Genomic DNA, 16,205 nt, shown 5'->3' with positions numbered 1-16,205 from the left:
GATCGATGCGGTGAGACTCGGCTTACAGGTCGAGCAGCAGGCGTGCCGGATCTTCCAGCGCATCCTTCATCGCGACGAGCGACAGCACGGCTTCGCGGCCGTCGATGATGCGGTGGTCGTACGACAGCGCGAGGTAGTTGATCGGGCGGATCACGATCTGGCCGTTTTCGACGACCGGACGCTCCTTCGTCGCGTGCACGCCGAGGATGGCCGACTGCGGCGGGTTGATGATCGGGGTCGACAGCATCGAGCCGAACACGCCGCCGTTCGAGATCGAGAACGTACCGCCCGTCATTTCCTCGATCGACAGCTTGCCGTCCTTCGCCTTCTGGCCGAATTCGGCGATCTTCTTCTCGATCTCGGCGAGGCTCAGCTGATCCGCGTTGCGCAGGATCGGCACGACCAGGCCGCGCGGCGAACCGACCGCGATACCGATGTCGAAGTAGCCGTGATAGACGATGTCGTTACCGTCGATCGACGCGTTCACGAGCGGGAACTTCTTCAGCGCATGCACGGCCGCCTTCACGAAGAACGACATGAAGCCGAGCTTCACGCCGTGTTCCTTCTCGAACTTGTCCTTGTACTTGTTACGCAGCTCCATGACCGGCGCCATGTTCACTTCGTTGAACGTCGTCAGGATCGCGTTGGTCTGCTGCGATTCGAGCAGACGCTCGGCGATACGCGCACGCAGGCGCGACATCGGCACGCGCTGTTCCGGACGGTCGTTCAGCCAGGTCGCTGCCGACGCCGGCACCTTCACTTCCGGCAGTGCCGGCTTCGCGGCGGCGGTCTTCGCCGGTGCGGCGGCCGGAGCCGCCTTCGGTGCGCTGCCTGCTGCCAGCGCGTCGCCCTTCGTGACGCGGCCGTCGCGGCCCGACCCTGCGACGTCGCCCGTCGACAGGCCCTTCTCGGCCAGCAGCTTCGCGGCGGCCGGCGATGCGGCGGCCGAGCTCGATGCGGTCGCGGCAGCCGGCTGGGCGGCCGGCGCGGCTGCTGCAGGCGCGGCGGCCGGCTTGACTTCGGCGGCGCCTGCCGCTGCTTCGGCAGCACCTGCCTTCGCTTCGGTGTCGATCGTCGCGATGATCTGGTCGGCGACCACCGTGTCACCGTCGTTCTGCAGCACTTGCGCGAGCACGCCCGCTGCCGGCGCCGGCACTTCGAGGACGACCTTGTCGGTCTCGAGTTCGATCAGGATTTCGTCCTGCGCGACTGCTTCGCCCGGCTTCTTCTTCCACTGCAGCATGGTGGCTTCCGACACCGACTCCGACAGCTGGGGGACTTTGACTTCTACGATAGCCATGTGATTTTCCTGGATGCTTAATCTGGGGTGTGACGAGGTTCGTGCGATTCCTTCGGCCGGTGCGGCGCGCGACGCGCGCGGGGGCCAAAAGGGACGGGAAAGCGCCGCGCGCCTTCCCGTGTCGCTTGACGTCGGTTATTTCGCGATCGATGCGCTCTTCAGGCGGCCGAATGCCCCTTCGATCAGGGCCTTCTGCTGCTCGTAGTGCTTCGCGTAGTAGCCAACCGCCGGCGAGGCCGAAGCCGGACGGCCGCTGTATGCCAGCTTCTGCCCTTCCTTCATGCCTTCCTTCAGGTGGTGCTCGACGTAGAACCAGGGGCCCTGGTTCTGCGGCTCGTCCTGCACCCAGACCACTTCAGTCGCGTTCTCGTACTTCTTCATTTCGGCTTCGAACTGCTTGTGCGCGAACGGATACAGCTGCTCGATACGGATGATCGCGACGTCGTTCGCCTTCGCTTCACGGCGATGCGCGACGAGGTCGTAATACACGCGGCCCGAGCATGCCAGCACGCGCTTGACCTTCTTCGCGTCGATGCCACCATCGGTTTCGCCCAGCACCGGCTGGAACGAACCCTTCGCCAGTTCCGACAGATCCGACACCGCTTCCTTGTGGCGCAGCAGCGACTTCGGCGTGGCGACGATCAGCGGCTTGCGGAACAGACGGATCATCTGGCGACGCAGCAGGTGGAAGATCTGCGCCGGCGTCGTCGGCTGGACGACCTGCATGTTGTGGTCGGCACACAGTTGCAGGAAACGCTCGATACGCGTGGACGAGTGTTCCGGACCCTGGCCTTCGTAGCCGTGCGGCAGCAGCATCGTGAGACCGGACACGCGGCCCCACTTCACTTCGCCCGACGAGATGAACTGGTCGATCACGACCTGCGCGCCGTTGACGAAGTCGCCGAACTGCGCTTCCCACAGCACGAGCGTGTTCGGCTCGGCGGTCGAGTAACCGTATTCGAAGCCCAGCACCGCTTCTTCCGACAGCACCGAGTCGATCACCGTGAACTTCGCCTGACCGTCGGCGATGTTCTGCAGCGGCACGTACGTGCCGTCGTTCCAGCGCTCGCGGTTCTGGTCGTGCAGCACCGCGTGACGGTGCGTGAACGTGCCGCGGCCCGAGTCCTGGCCCGTCAGGCGCACCGAGTAGCCCGATGCGACGAGCGACGCGAACGCGAGGTGTTCGCCCATGCCCCAGTCGAGCGGCTGGTCGCCGCGCGCCATGTTGCGGCGGTCGTTGATCACGCGCTCGACGAGCGGGTGAACCTTGAAGTTTTCCGGGACCGTGGTGATGCGTTCGCCCAGGCGCTTCAGTTCGGCGAGCGGCACGGCCGTGTCGGCTGCATCCGTCCATTTGCGGTTCAGGAACGGAACCCAGTCGACCGCGTACTTGCTCTTGTAGTTCGACAGGACCGGATCGACGGTGTGGTGACCGTCGTCCATCGCCTTGCGGTACGCCTTCACGTAGTTGTCGGCGTCTTCCGCGGTGATCACGCCCTGCTGCACGAGCTTCTCGGCGTACAGCGCACGGGTGCCCGGGTGCTGCGCGATCTTCTTGTACATCAGCGGCTGCGTGACCGCCGGCGTGTCCTGCTCGTTGTGACCCAGCTTGCGGAAGCAGACGATGTCGATCACGACATCCTTGTGGAACTGCATCCGGTAGTCGATCGCGATCTGGATCGCGAGCACGACGGCTTCCGGATCGTCGCCGTTCACGTGCAGCACCGGCGCTTCGATCATCTTGACGACGTCGGTACAGTACAGCGTCGAGCGCGCGTCGCGCGGGTCGGACGTCGTGAAGCCGATCTGGTTGTTGATGACGATGTGCAGCGTGCCGTGCGTGCCGTAACCGCGCGTCTGCGCGAGGTTCAGCGTTTCCATCACGACGCCCTGGCCGGCGAAGGCCGCGTCGCCGTGGATCTGCACCGGCAGCACCTGCAGGCCGTCTTCGTCGCCGCGACGGTCCATCCGCGCCTTCGCGGAACCTTCGACCACCGGGTTCACGATTTCGAGGTGCGACGGGTTGAACGCGAGCGACAGGTGGACCGGGCCGCCTTCCGTCGACACGTCCGACGAGAAGCCCTTGTGGTATTTCACGTCACCGGCCGGCAGGTCGTCGACGTGCTTGCCTTCGAATTCGGCGAACAGGTCGGCCGGCATCTTGCCCAGCGTGTTGACCAGCACGTTCAGACGGCCGCGGTGAGCCATGCCGATGATGATTTCCTGCACGCCGCTCTTGCCCGCGTGCTGGACGACTTCGTCCATCGCCGCGATGAAGCTTTCGCCGCCTTCGAGCGAGAAGCGCTTCTGGCCGACGTACTTGGTGTGCAGGTAGCGCTCGAGGCCTTCGGCGGCCGTCAGGCGATTCAGGATGTGCTTCTTCTTGTCGACCGAGAAAGCCGGCGTCGCGCGGGTCGATTCCAGGCGCTCCTGCCACCAGCGCTTCTGTTCCGGGTCGCTGATGTACATGTACTCGGCGCCGATCGTGCCGCAGTACGTGTCGCGCAGGCCCTTGACGATGTCGCGCAGCGAAGCCTGGTCGAAACCGAAGTACAGGTTGCTTGCGCTGTACGTCTGGTCGAGGTCGCCTTCGGAGAAGTCGTAGAACGCGGGTTCGAGTTCCGGAATGGCCGGACGTTCGCGACGCTTCAGCGGATCGAGGTTGGCCCATTGCGAGCCAAGGAAGCGGTAGGCGCTGATCAGCGACTGGACGTGCACCTGCTTGCGCGCGGTTGCCAGATTGCTGGTGCTTTCGCGCGGGATGAAGGCATTGGCCTTCGCGCGCTCGGCGAACGATTCGACGATCGGGAAGTGAGCGACGTCATTGGCGTTGGAGCCGTCCGTCGCGGGCACGTTCTGCAGCGCGTCGAAATACTCTCGCCAGTTCTCCGGCACCGACGCCGGATTGTTGAGGTATGCATCGTACAGTTCTTCAACGTACGAAGCATTGCCGCCGAACAGATAGGAGTTCAGCTGAAACTGCTTCATTACATCTGACATTTTACGCTCACCTTTCTTCGAGCTTCTCGAGAAATAGCGGGTTACTCAACCTTCCGCGACACGGCCTGACCGTTTAGCGGATTGCGAATCAAGTCTTGCTTGGAAGGACCTAAAACTTGCGTGCGCGCAGCATATCACAGAACCGATACCGGAGTTCACGGTGAAATGTGCCCGAAAGCACCGCGTGGCGGGGTTTTGCCGGATTGCCGCGACCCGCCGGAACAGTGTTTTGCAGGCACTCCGGTTGCGCGATGCGCGAATGCAAAAAAGGCTGCCCGAAGGCAGCCTCTTTCGTCGTGCGCGGGAACAGTCGATGCTTAGTCGACCGCGCCTTCGCGGCTCGCGCGGCGACGCTCGTGCTCCTTCAGGAAGCGCTTGCGCAGGCGGATCGACTGCGGCGTCACTTCGACGAGCTCGTCGTCGTCGATGAATTCGACCGCGTATTCCAGCGACATCTGGACCGGCGGTACCAGACGCACGGCTTCGTCGGTACCCGACGCGCGCACGTTGGTCAGCTGCTTGCCCTTGATCGGGTTCACGACGAGGTCGTTGTCGCGGCTGTGGATGCCGATGATCATGCCCTCATACAGCGCGTCGCCCGGCTTCACGAACATGCGGCCGCGATCCTGCAGCTTCCACAGTGCGTAGGCCACGGCCGCGCCGTCGTCCTGCGAGATCAGCACGCCGTTGCGGCGCTCGAACACCGAGCCGTCCTTGACCGGTGCGTACGAGTCGAAGATGTGGCTCATCAGGCCCGTGCCGCGCGTGAGCGTCAGGAATTCGCTCTGGAAGCCGATCAGGCCGCGTGCCGAGATCTTGTATTCCAGGCGCGTACGGCCGCGGCCGTCCGACGCCATGTCGAGCATTTCGCCCTTGCGGCGGCCGAGCTCTTCCATCACGCCGCCCTGGTGCTCGTCCTCGACGTCGACCGTCAGCAGCTCGTACGGCTCGTGACGCACGCCGTCGATTTCCTGCATCACGACGCGCGGACGCGACACGGCCAGCTCGTAGCCTTCGCGGCGCATGTTCTCGACGAGAATCGTCAGGTGCAGCTCGCCGCGGCCCGACACTTCGAACACCGTTTCGTCGCCGGTATCCTTCACGCGCAGCGCGACGTTGTGGTTCAGTTCCTTCATCAGACGGTCGCGGATCTGGCGGCTCGTCACGAACTTGCCTTCGCGGCCGGCGAGCGGCGACGAGTTGACGAGGAAGTTCATCGTCAGCGTCGGTTCGTCGACGGTGATCATCGGCAGCGCTTCCGGCGTGTCGACCGCGCAGATCGTCGCGCCGATGCCGACGTCTTCGATCCCGTTGATCAGCACGATGTCGCCCGCTTCGGCCGATTCGACCTGCACGCGCTCCAGGCCCTTGAACGACAGCACCTGATTGATCTTGCGGTTCAGCACGTCGCCTTCCGGGCCGAAGCGCATCACGACCGGCTGGCCCGGCTTGATCCGGCCGCGCGTGATGCGGCCGACGCCGATCCGGCCGACGTACGTCGAATAGTCGAGCGACGTGATCTGGAGCTGCAGCGGCGCTTCCGGATCGGCCGGGCGAACCGGCACGTGCTCGAGGATCGCCTCGAACAGCGGGCGCATGTCGCCTTCGCGCGCGGCCGGGTCGAGCGACGCATAGCCGTTCAGGCCCGACGCGTAGACGATCGGGAAATCGAGCTGCTCTTCGGTCGCGCCGAGCTTGTCGAACAGGTCGAAGGTCTGGTTGATCACCCAGTCGATCCGCGCGCCCGGACGGTCGATCTTGTTGACGACGACGATCGGCTTCAGGCCGAGCGCGAGCGCCTTCTTCGTGACGAAGCGCGTCTGCGGCATCGGGCCCTCGACCGCGTCGACGAGCAGCAGCACCGAGTCGACCATCGACAGCACGCGCTCGACTTCGCCGCCGAAGTCCGCGTGCCCCGGGGTGTCGACGATGTTGACGTGCGTGCCTTCGTATTCGACCGCGCAGTTCTTCGCGAGAATCGTGATCCCGCGCTCTTTTTCGATGTCGTTCGAGTCCATCACCCGCTCCGCAATCTGCTGGTTGTCGCGGAAGGTGCCGGACTGGCGGAGCAGCTGGTCGACGAGCGTGGTCTTGCCGTGGTCGACGTGGGCGATGATGGCGATATTGCGAAGGGCGCGGGTCATAGAAACCTGGAAATCGTTTGAACGCGCAAACGCGCGCGCTCGTTTTCCACGGGGCGCGCGCGTTGCAGCTTGGAGAGCCTCAAATTATAGCACGTGTGCGTGTCGACAGCTGTCCCGCGCGTTGCAACGCAGCAAAACAGGCTGCGCCAATCCGCTTCGCCCCACCGCGCCCGGACGAAAAACCTTATCGAGACAAGGGATTCTCGCCGTGCCGAGCAGGCGCTTAGCCGTTCGATTAACATTTGCCGCGGCAAGCAATTGTGCCTATACTGCTGCCTAGTCAACTATTGCAGCTTCAGGGTTTTATGTCGGATTCTCCTACCCCACCGCCCGTTTCGCCGTTGTCCACGTATCAGATGAACGACAGCGTCGGCTATCTGATGTCGCGCGTGAAGTCCGTGATGACCAACCTCGTCACGCAGCGCACGCAGGAAGAGCTCGGCATCACCGGCACGCAGGCGAGCATGCTGTTCATGATCGCGGTCGGCAAGTGTTCGACGGCCGCCGAACTGGCGCGCGAATACGGGATCGACGCGAGCGCGGTCACGCGCCTGCTCGACCGGGTCGAGAAACGCGGCCTGCTGTCGCGCGTGCGCAGCATCGAGGACCGGCGCGTCGTGCGCCTCGAACTCACCGACGAAGGCCGTGCGCTAGCCGAACGGCTGCCGCCCATTTTTCGCAGCGTGCTCGACCAGGTGCTGGACGGGTTTACGCCGGAAGAAGTCGGGTTCCTGAAGAGCATGCTGCGCCGCATTCTCAGCAACTATTGCGAGACGGCCGGCGGCAGCGTCACGTAATAGTTGCCATAACAATTACTTTTGACAGATTAATGTAAGGAAATCCTTGCAGTGTCCATCATTCATTCCGAGTCAGGGGTTAGCGCGATGAAAACCTCCCCGTTGTCCGTGCGCGCCGGGTCGTGCCGCGCCGCCGTCGCCGTCGCCGCCGCGGTCGCCGCGCTGGCGCTGGCGGGCTGCGCGAATTACATCGGCATCAAGAGCGACAAGCAGATCGCCCCCGCGTCGCAATTCGAATCCGCCCAGAGCCTGCCGGCCCAGGGCGGCCAGTGGCCGGCGCTCGACTGGGCGAGCCAGTTCGGCGATCCGCAACTGCCGAAGCTGATCGACGAAGCGCTGCAGGGCAACCCGTCGATCGCGCAGGCGCAGGCACGCATCGCGAAGGCGTCGTCGTACATCGAATCGTCCCGCTCGAACCTGATGCCGAAGGCCGAAGCCAGCTATTCGTGGACGCGCGAGCTGTATTCGTCGAACGCACTGTTCCCGCCTCCGTACGGCGGCCAGTGGTACAGCGAGAACAACGCGCTCGCGAGCGCGTCGTGGGAACTCGACCTGTGGGGCAAGAACCGCGAACGCCTGCACACGGCCGTGTCGCAGGAAAAGGCCGCCGAAGCCGACATGCAGCAGGCGCGCATCACGCTCGCGTCGTCGGTCGCGCGCACCTACAACTCGCTCGCGCAGCTCTATGCGCTGCGCGACATCGCGCAGCGCGAGATCAGCAACCGCGAGACGGTCGGCAAGATCACCGACGGCCGCGTATCGGCCGGCCTCGACACCAACGTCGAACGCCAGACGGCCCGCGGCAACATCGCGACGACGCAGGCTTCGCTGTCGGACCTCGACGGCCAGATCACGACGGTGCGCTACCAGCTCGCCGCGCTGCTCGGCAAGGGCCCGGATCGCGGGCTGCAGATCGCGGCGCCCGTGATGAACCCGAGCGGCGACGTCACGCTGCCCGGCAACCTGCCGGCCGATCTCGTGTCGCGCCGCCCCGACATCGTCGCCGCGCGCTGGCAGGTCGAAGCCGCGATGCACGACGTGAAGGAAGCGAAGGCCGAGTTCTACCCCGACGTGAACCTCGCGGCCGGCTTCGGCTTCGATGCATTCGGCTGGGGCAAATTCCTGAATTTCGCGAGCCGCCAGGCGCAGTTCGGCCCGGCGATCCACCTGCCGATCTTCGATGCCGGCGCGCTGCGCGCCCAGCTCAAGGGCCGCTACGCCGATTTCGACCTGTCGGTCGCGAACTACAACCAGACGCTGATCAGCGCGCTGAACGACGTCGCGACGCAGGTCGCGTCGATCCGCGCGGTCGATCGCCAGATGGGCGACGCCCAACGTGCGCTCGACGCATCGACGCGCGCGTACGATCTCGCGGTCATCCGCTACAAGGCCGGCCTGTCGCCGCAACTGCAAGTGCTGACGGCGGACAGCAACCGCCTCGCATCGGAGCAGACGGTGACCAACCTGAAGATGCGTCGCCGCGACATGCAGCTCGCGCTGATCAAGGCGCTCGGCGGCGGGTTCGACGCGACGGGCACGCCGCTCGCCGCGCCCGATGCGGCCACGCCGACCAAACAAGCCGCCAACTGAGCCGGCGCCACCACTACGCAGACACTCGAAATAACGGACGGAGAAAATCGCCATGAGCGACCAACAAAACGCCGCCAGCGCGCAGCCGCAGAACAACGGCAAGCGCAAACGAATGATGACGCTGCTCGTCGCGGTCATCGTGATCGCGGCCATCGCATACGGCCTGTACTACTTCCTCGTCGCCCGCTTCCATGAAGACACCGACGATGCGTACGTGAACGGCAACGTCGTGCAGATCACGCCGCAGGTCACCGGCACCGTGATCGCCGTGAAGGCGGACGACACGCAAACGGTCAAGGCCGGCGACCCGCTCGTCGTGCTCGACCCGGCCGATTCGCAGGTCGCACTGCAGCAGGCGGAAGCCAACCTCGCGCAGACGGTGCGCCAGGTGCGCGGCCTGTTCGTCAACGACGACCAGTACCGCGCACAAGTCGCGCTGCGCCAGTCCGACCTGTCGAAGGCACAGGACGACCTGCGTCGCCGCCTCGCCGTCGCGCAGACGGGCGCCGTGTCGCAGGAAGAAATCTCGCACGCCCGCGACGCGGTGAAGGCCGCGCAGGCATCGGTCGACGCCGCCCAGCAGCAGCTCGCATCGAATCGCGCATTGACCGCGAACACGACGATCGCATCGCACCCGAACGTGATGGCCGCCGCCGCGAAGGTGCGCGACGCATACCTCGCGAACGCGCGTAACGTGCTGCCGGCGCCGGTCACCGGCTACGTCGCAAAGCGCTCGGTGCAGGTCGGCCAGCGCGTATCGCCCGGCAACCCGCTGATGTCGGTGGTGCCGCTCAATGCCGTGTGGGTCGACGCGAACTTCAAGGAAGTCCAGTTGAAGCACATGCGCATCGGCCAGCCGGTCGAGATGACGGCCGACATCTACGGTTCGTCGGTCACGTACCACGGCAAGGTCGTCGGCTTCTCGGCCGGCACGGGCTCGGCGTTCTCGCTGCTGCCGGCGCAGAACGCGACCGGCAACTGGATCAAGGTCGTGCAGCGCCTGCCGGTGCGTATCGAGCTCGACCCGAAGGATCTCGACAAGCATCCGCTGCGCATCGGCCTGTCGATGCAGGTCGACGTGGACATCAAGGACGAACGCGGCGACCAGCTCGTCAACGCGCCGAACACCGTCTACGAGACCAACGTGTTCGCGAAATACGGCGACGAAGCCGACGCCGAAATCGCGCGCATCATCGCCGAGAACGCAGGCGGCAACGCGTCGGCGCCGGTCGCGGCGAAGCAGAACGCCGCCGCGAAAATGATGTAACCGTTCCGACTCCGGAAAGACAACCGACATGGCACAGGCTCCTGTCTCCTACCCGCCCCTGCAGGGCGGGCAACTCGTGCTCGGCACGATCGCGGTGTCGCTCGCGGTGTTCATGAACGTGCTCGACACGTCCATCGCGAACGTCGCGATCCCGACCATCTCGGGCGACCTCGGCGTGTCGTCCGACCAGGGCACGTGGGTCATCACGTCGTTCGCGGTCGCCAACGCAATCTCGGTGCCGCTGACCGGCTGGCTGACCGACCGTTTCGGGCAAGTTCGCCTGTTCCTCGCGTCGATCATCCTGTTCGTCATCTCGTCGTGGATGTGCGGGCTGGCGCCGAGCCTGCCATTCCTGCTCGCGTCACGCGTGCTCCAGGGTGCCGTCGCGGGCCCGATGATTCCGCTGTCGCAATCGCTGCTGCTGTCGAGCTATCCACGCGCGAAGGCGCCGATGGCGCTCGCCCTGTGGTCGATGACGACGCTGATCGCGCCGGTCGCGGGGCCGATCCTCGGCGGCTGGATCTCGGACAATTATTCGTGGCCCTGGATCTTCTACGTGAACATCCCCGTCGGCATCGCCGCCGCGCTTGCCACGTGGTCGATCTACCGTACGCGCGAATCGACGGTGCGCCGCGCGCCGATCGACGGCGTCGGCCTCGCGCTGCTCGTGCTGTGGGTCGGCTCGCTGCAGATCATGCTCGACAAGGGCAAGGATCTCGACTGGTTCGCGTCGACCACGATCGTCGCGCTCGCGTTGATCGCGGTCATCTCGTTCGCGTTCTTCGTGATCTGGGAGCTGACCGCGGAACATCCGGTCGTCGACCTGTCGCTGTTCCGCATGCGCAACTTCACGGGCGGCACGATCGCGCTTGCGGTCGGCTACGGGCTCTACTTCGGCAATCTCGTGCTGCTGCCGCTGTGGCTGCAGACCCAGATCGGCTATACGGCCACCGATGCGGGGCTCGTGATGGCGCCCGTGGGGTTGTTCGCGATCCTGCTGTCGCCGCTGACCGGCAAGTTCCTGCCGCGCACCGATCCGCGCTACATCGCGACCGCTGCGTTCCTCACGTTCGCGCTGTGCTTCTGGATGCGTTCGCGCTACACGACCGGCGTCGACGAATGGTCGCTGACGCTGCCGACGCTCGTGCAGGGCATCGCGATGGCGGGCTTCTTCATCCCGCTGGTGTCGATCACGCTGTCGGGTCTGCCCGGCCACCGCATTCCGGCGGCGTCCGGCCTGTCGAACTTCGTGCGGATCATGTGCGGCGGCATCGGCACGTCGATCTTCCAGACCGCGTGGGACCACCGCAACAACTTCCACCACGCGCAGCTGGTCGAGCAGACGAATCCGTACAACCCGACGTTCAATCAGGCCGTCACTCAGATGGGCAATCTCGGGCTTACGCAGCAGCAGGCACACGGCCTGATAAACAACATGGCCACGCAGCAGGCTGCGCAGCTGGGCGTGAACGATCTGTTCTACATTTCGGCGGCGATCTTCGTGCTGCTGATCGGACTGATCTGGATCACGAAGCCCGAACGCGCGGGCGGCGGCGATGCGGGTGCGGCGGCGTCGGCCGCGCACTGAGCACCACGTTCAACGCAATGCACCCAACAAAAAACCCGGTCGATTTCGACCGGGTTTTTTGTGCCGGCGATGGCGCTTGCGCGCCTCGCATCACTCAGCCGTCACGACCAGCCGCTCCGGCGCGAGCACGCCATTCGCCTTGCGCGCCACGCCGAGCAACCGCGTTGCGTCGTACACGCGCACGCGCTCGCCCTCGCCCGCGTCGATCGGTTCGAGCGCCGACAGCGGTAGCCGCTGCCCGTGCAGAAACCGCTTCGCGCTGGCTTCGTCGAGACGCACCAGCGGAAACGTCGACAGCAGCGCATCAACCGGCTGCAGCCATGCATCGCGCGCCGATTCGGCCGCGTCCGACAGCGCGTCGAGCGTCACCGCATGCTCGAGCGTCAGCGCACCGACGCCCGTGCGACGCAGCATCGTCAAATGCGCGCCGCAACCCAGCGCTTCGCCGATATCCTCCGCCAGCGTGCGCACATACGTGCCCTTGCTGCAGGTCACGCGAAACGTCACGTCGGGCAGCTCGCACGCGAGTAGTTCGAGCAAGTGGATCGTCACGTTGCGGCCTTTCCGCTCGACGGTCTGACCGGCGCGCGCATATTCATACAGCGGCTTGCCGTCGCGCTTGAGCGCCGAATACATCGGCGGCACCTGCACGATGTCGCCGGTGAAGCGCACGAGCGCGGCTTCCACCGCCGCTCGATCGCATTCGACCGGCCGCGTGTCGATCACGTCGCCTTCCGCGTCGCCGGTGGCCGTGCGCTGGCCGAGACGCATCGTCGCTTCATAGGTCTTGTCGGCGTCGAGCAAATCCTGCGAAAACTTGGTCGCTTCGCCGAAACACAACGGCAGCAGGCCCGAAGCCAGCGGATCGAGCGTGCCGGTGTGACCGGCCTTCTTCGCGAGAAGCAGGCGCTTCGCGCGAATCAGCGCATCGTTGCTGGACAGGCCGACCGGCTTGTCCAGCAGGAGAACGCCGTCCAGCACGCGCCGGGGCACGCGCGGACGTTGGGGTGCTGCATTCGTCATAGGCCCGTCGAGCTCAGTCGTCCTTGGCAGGCGCGTCGGCCTCGTCGTCGTCCTTCGCGCGGGTCGAGTTCGCTTCCTTGATCAGGCGCGACATTTCGACGGCCTTCTCGATCGTCTGGTCGTAATGGAAATGCAGCGTCGGCACCGTATGAATGTGCAGGCGCTTGAACAGCAGGTTGTGCAGGTGACCCGACGCATGGTTCAGCGCCTCCTGCGTCTTGTCCGGATCGCCGGTGAGCGCCGTGAAATAGACCTTCGCGTGCGCATAGTCCGGCGTGAGTTCCACGCTCTGGATGGTCACGATGCCGACGCGCGGATCCTTGACCTCGCGCATGATGAGTTCGGACAGATCGCGCTGAATCTGGTCGGCGATCTGAACGTTGCGATTGGGGGAAGTACGTTTCCTGGACATGATCGATCCGTGATCCGTTTATCAGGATGAAGCGGCGGCCGTTTTCGGCACGCCACCATGAAAATGGGCGGGACAGGCCCAAGCCTGCCCCGCCCATGAGCCGATGCGCGACGATTACAGCGTACGCGCGACTTCGGTCACTTCGAAGACTTCGAACTGGTCGCCTTCGACGATATCGTTGAAGTTCTTCACCGACATACCGCACTCGAAGCCTTGCTTCACTTCCTTCACGTCGTCCTTGAAGCGCTTCAGCGATTCGAGTTCGCCCGTGAAGATCACGACGTTGTTGCGCAGCACGCGCACCGACGACGAGCGCTTGACGATACCGTCCGTGACCATACAACCGGCGACCGTGCCGATCTTCGGTACCTTGAAGACCTGGCGCACCTCGACCATGCCGGTGATGACTTCGCGCTTCTCCGGCGCCAGCATGCCCGACATCGCCGCCTTCACCTCATCCACTGCGTCGTAGATGATGTTGTAGTAGCGGATATCGATGCCGTTCGCCTCGGCCAGCTTGCGTGCCTGAGCATCCGCACGCGTGTTGAAGCCGATGATGACCGCCTTCGATGCCGTCGCGAGGTTGACGTCGTTTTCGCTGATGCCGCCCACCGCGCTGTGCACGATCTGCACGCGCACTTCGTCGGTCGACAGCTTGAGCAGCGACTGCACGAGCGCTTCCTGCGAACCCTGCACGTCGGCCTTGATGATGAGCGGCAGGTTCTGCACTTCGCCCTCGCCCATCTGCTCGAGCATGCTTTCCAGCTTCGCGGCCTGCTGCTTCGCGAGCTTCACGTCGCGGAACTTGCCCTGACGGAACAGCGCGATTTCACGTGCCTTGCGCTCGTCCGGCAGCACGATCACTTCCTCGCCCGCACCCGGCACTTCCGACAGACCCTGGATTTCGACCGGGATCGACGGGCCGGCTTCCTTCGTCGGCTTGCCGTTCTCGTCGAGCATCGCACGGACGCGGCCGTAGGCCGTACCCGCCAGCACGATGTCGCCGCGGTTCAGCGTACCGGACTGCACGAGGATCGTCGCGACCGGGCCTTTACCCTTGTCGAGCTTCGCTTCGATCACGATGCCCTTGGCCGGCGCTTCGACCGGTGCCTTCAGTTCCAGCACTTCGGCCTGCAGCAGCACGTTCTCGAGCAGATCGTCGATACCCGCGCCCGTCTTCGCCGACACCGGCACGAACGGCGAATCGCCACCGTATTCTTCCGGCACGACGCCTTCCGCGACCAGCTCCTGCTTGACGCGATCGGGGTTCGCATCCGGCTTGTCGATCTTGTTGATCGCGACGACGATCGGCACGCCGCCCGCCTTCGCGTGGGCGATGGCTTCCTTCGTCTGCGGCATCACGCCGTCGTCGGCCGCCACCACCAGCACCACGATGTCGGTCGCCTTCGCGCCGCGTGCACGCATTGCCGTGAACGCTTCGTGACCCGGCGTATCGAGGAACGTGATGACGCCACGCGGCGTTTCGACGTGGTAAGCGCCGATGTGCTGCGTAATGCCGCCCGCTTCGCCCGCTGCAACCTTCGCGCGGCGGATGTGGTCGAGCAGCGACGTCTTGCCGTGGTCGACGTGACCCATCACCGTGACGACCGGCGGACGCGGCAGTTGCTCCGCATCGGTACCGGTTTCGCCTTCGACGAGCAGCGCTTCCGGATCGTCCAGCTTCGCGGCAACCGCGCGGTGGCCCAGTTCCTCGACGATGATCATCGCCGTTTCCTGGTCCAGCACCTGGTTGATCGTGACCATCTGGCCCATCTTCATCATCACCTTGATGACTTCGGAGGCCTTGATCGACATCTTGTGCGCGAGATCGGCAACCGACACGGTTTCCGGCACATGCACTTCGCGAACGATCGGTTCGGTCGGCGCCTGGAACGTCGAACTGTCCTGGTGACGGCCGCGACCCTTCGGGCCGCCGCGCCAGCCGCGGTCGACGCCGCCGCTCGAGTCGCCGCGCGTCTTGATGCCGCGACGCTTCGATGCGTCGTCCTGCCAGCCGCCCTTGCCTGCGCCCGGCTTCTTGTTGCGGTCGCCCGCGCCTGCCGGCGCCTGCGTGGTGGCCGGAGCCGCCGCACCCGCCGGCTTCTTCACGGCCGGACGCGCCTGTGCGCCTTCCGGCTTCGCCGGCTTGTGCAGCGTGCCCTTCGCTTCAGCCGGCTTCGGCGGCTCGACCGGCTTCGGCGGCTCGACTGCCTTGATCACGGCCTTGCGCGGCGTGTTCATCATTTCGCGGATCGCGCGTGCTTCGGCTTCTGCCGCCGCGCGACGCTTGCTGATCTCTTCCTGCTCGGCGCGCGCCTTGTCGGCTGCCTCGCGGGCAGCGTCCTCGGCCTTCTTCGCCGCTTCGCGCTGCGCCGCGCGTTCGGCGGCTGCGCGTGCTTCGTCCTGCGCGGACTGCGTCGGCGTCGCTTCCTGCTCGGCAGCAGCAGCCTGCTGCGCTGCCGCCTGCTGCTGGGCTGCGGCGGCTTCCGCCGCGGCACGCTTCGTCGCCGCTTCTTCCTCGGCGCGACGGCGCTCGGCCTCGGCCGCTTCCTCGCGGGCGCGACGTTCGGCTTCCTCGCGCTCGAGGCGCTCCTGACGCTCGCGCAACTCCTGCGCCTGCTTCTCGAGCAGCTCGGCCTCGCGGCGCGCCTCTTCCTCGCGACGCTTCAGTTCTGCATCGTCGTCCGCTTCGGCGACCTGCGCCTGACCCTGTTCCGCGCCGTCGGCCACGTCGTCGCGCTTGACGAACGTACGCTTCTTGCGGACCTCGACCTGAATGGTGCGAGCCTTGCCCGTCGCGTCAGATTGCTTGATCTCCGACGTATGCTTGCGGGTCAGCGTGATCTTGCGCTTGTCGCCGTCGGTTGCGCCGTGCGACTTGCGCAAATGATCGAGCAGACGCGCCTTGTCCGCTTCGGACAGCGCATCGTCTTCACTCGCTTTCTGGACGCCCGCTGCCTGCAGCTGTTCGAGCAGCACACCAGCAGGCATTTTCAGTTCCGCGGCAAATTGGGCTACGTTGTTACTCGCCATTCATTCCTCTTAGTGCAAGGACCGATTCCTTGCGGTTAGCATCGGGTCAGG

General features: G+C 65.2%; 10 protein-coding genes. 4 read left to right on the top strand and 6 right to left on the bottom strand.

Features of this window, described 5'->3' with window-relative positions; all coding sequences use genetic code 11:
• Positions 1-22: 22 nt before the first annotated feature.
• The 3 genes from odhB to typA all read right to left on the bottom strand — a co-directional run bounded on the left by odhB (position 23) and on the right by typA (position 6,444).
• Positions 23-1,300: a 2-oxoglutarate dehydrogenase complex dihydrolipoyllysine-residue succinyltransferase gene (gene odhB, locus JYG37_RS09500; RefSeq protein ID WP_050012491.1), complete on the bottom strand. Its 1,278-nt coding sequence runs from the start codon at positions 1,298-1,300 to the stop codon at positions 23-25.
• Positions 1,301-1,435: 135 nt separating this feature from the next.
• The gene (locus JYG37_RS09495; RefSeq protein WP_050012490.1) at positions 1,436-4,300 is read right to left on the bottom strand and encodes a 2-oxoglutarate dehydrogenase E1 component; all 2,865 of its coding nucleotides are present in this window, start codon (positions 4,298-4,300) and stop codon (positions 1,436-1,438) included.
• Positions 4,301-4,617: 317 nt separating this feature from the next.
• Positions 4,618-6,444 carry a translational GTPase TypA gene (gene typA, locus JYG37_RS09490; RefSeq protein ID WP_006476159.1) on the bottom strand — a complete coding sequence of 609 codons (1,827 nt, stop codon included), beginning with the start codon at positions 6,442-6,444 and terminating at the stop codon, positions 4,618-4,620.
• 305 nt (positions 6,445-6,749) lie between these two features.
• On the opposite strand from typA, the gene JYG37_RS09485 reads away from it, so the two are divergent.
• From JYG37_RS09485 to JYG37_RS09470, 4 genes are all read left to right on the top strand, one after another.
• Positions 6,750-7,241 carry a MarR family winged helix-turn-helix transcriptional regulator gene (locus JYG37_RS09485; protein WP_050012489.1) on the top strand — a complete coding sequence of 164 codons (492 nt, stop codon included), beginning with the start codon at positions 6,750-6,752 and terminating at the stop codon, positions 7,239-7,241.
• Between the two features lie 87 nt (positions 7,242-7,328).
• Positions 7,329-8,831 (top strand): efflux transporter outer membrane subunit, encoded by a 1,503-nt coding sequence (locus JYG37_RS09480; protein ID WP_213346043.1) that lies wholly within the window; start codon positions 7,329-7,331, stop codon positions 8,829-8,831.
• Positions 8,832-8,883: 52 nt separating this feature from the next.
• Complete coding sequence (locus JYG37_RS09475; protein ID WP_050012487.1) at positions 8,884-10,098, top strand: HlyD family secretion protein; 1,215 nt, start codon at positions 8,884-8,886, stop codon at positions 10,096-10,098.
• 28 nt (positions 10,099-10,126) lie between these two features.
• Positions 10,127-11,686, top strand: coding sequence for a DHA2 family efflux MFS transporter permease subunit (locus tag JYG37_RS09470; RefSeq protein WP_050012486.1), 1,560 nt, complete (start codon positions 10,127-10,129; stop codon positions 11,684-11,686).
• Positions 11,687-11,776: 90 nt separating this feature from the next.
• Here JYG37_RS09470 and truB read toward each other — a convergent pair whose 3' ends face one another.
• From truB to infB, 3 genes are all read right to left on the bottom strand, one after another.
• Positions 11,777-12,709 carry a tRNA pseudouridine(55) synthase TruB gene (gene truB / locus JYG37_RS09465; RefSeq protein WP_050012485.1) on the bottom strand — a complete coding sequence of 311 codons (933 nt, stop codon included), beginning with the start codon at positions 12,707-12,709 and terminating at the stop codon, positions 11,777-11,779.
• Positions 12,710-12,722: 13 nt separating this feature from the next.
• Positions 12,723-13,121 (bottom strand): 30S ribosome-binding factor RbfA, encoded by a 399-nt coding sequence (gene rbfA / locus JYG37_RS09460; protein ID WP_050012484.1) that lies wholly within the window; start codon positions 13,119-13,121, stop codon positions 12,723-12,725.
• A 114-nt stretch (positions 13,122-13,235) separates the two neighbouring features.
• A complete protein-coding gene (infB, locus tag JYG37_RS09455; protein ID WP_213346042.1) occupies positions 13,236-16,154 on the bottom strand; it encodes a translation initiation factor IF-2 in 2,919 nt (972 codons plus the stop codon).
• Positions 16,155-16,205 lie beyond the last annotated feature (51 nt).

The organism is Burkholderia sp. LAS2 (assembly GCF_018417615.1).
GTDB classification, from domain to species: domain Bacteria; phylum Pseudomonadota; class Gammaproteobacteria; order Burkholderiales; family Burkholderiaceae; genus Burkholderia; species Burkholderia sola.
The sequence above is the reverse complement of the archived record's forward strand: the minus strand, read 5'-3'. Positions and strand labels throughout refer to the sequence as shown.

Bases quoted from the DNA above. Each gene is read 5' to 3' on its own strand.
- JYG37_RS09475 (WP_050012487.1), top strand. From the start codon at position 8,884: ATGAGCGACCAACAAAACGCCGCCAGCGCGCAGCCGCAGAACAACGGC.
- JYG37_RS09485 (WP_050012489.1), top strand. From the start codon at position 6,750: ATGTCGGATTCTCCTACCCCACCGCCCGTTTCGCCGTTGTCCACGTAT.
- rbfA (WP_050012484.1), bottom strand. From the start codon at position 13,121: ATGTCCAGGAAACGTACTTCCCCCAATCGCAACGTTCAGATCGCCGAC.
- JYG37_RS09470 (WP_050012486.1), top strand. From the start codon at position 10,127: ATGGCACAGGCTCCTGTCTCCTACCCGCCCCTGCAGGGCGGGCAACTC.
- JYG37_RS09495 (WP_050012490.1), bottom strand. From the start codon at position 4,300: ATGTCAGATGTAATGAAGCAGTTTCAGCTGAACTCCTATCTGTTCGGC.
- JYG37_RS09480 (WP_213346043.1), top strand. From the start codon at position 7,329: ATGAAAACCTCCCCGTTGTCCGTGCGCGCCGGGTCGTGCCGCGCCGCC.
- infB (WP_213346042.1), bottom strand. From the start codon at position 16,154: ATGGCGAGTAACAACGTAGCCCAATTTGCCGCGGAACTGAAAATGCCT.
- typA (WP_006476159.1), bottom strand. From the start codon at position 6,444: ATGACCCGCGCCCTTCGCAATATCGCCATCATCGCCCACGTCGACCAC.
- odhB (WP_050012491.1), bottom strand. From the start codon at position 1,300: ATGGCTATCGTAGAAGTCAAAGTCCCCCAGCTGTCGGAGTCGGTGTCG.
- truB (WP_050012485.1), bottom strand. From the start codon at position 12,709: ATGACGAATGCAGCACCCCAACGTCCGCGCGTGCCCCGGCGCGTGCTG.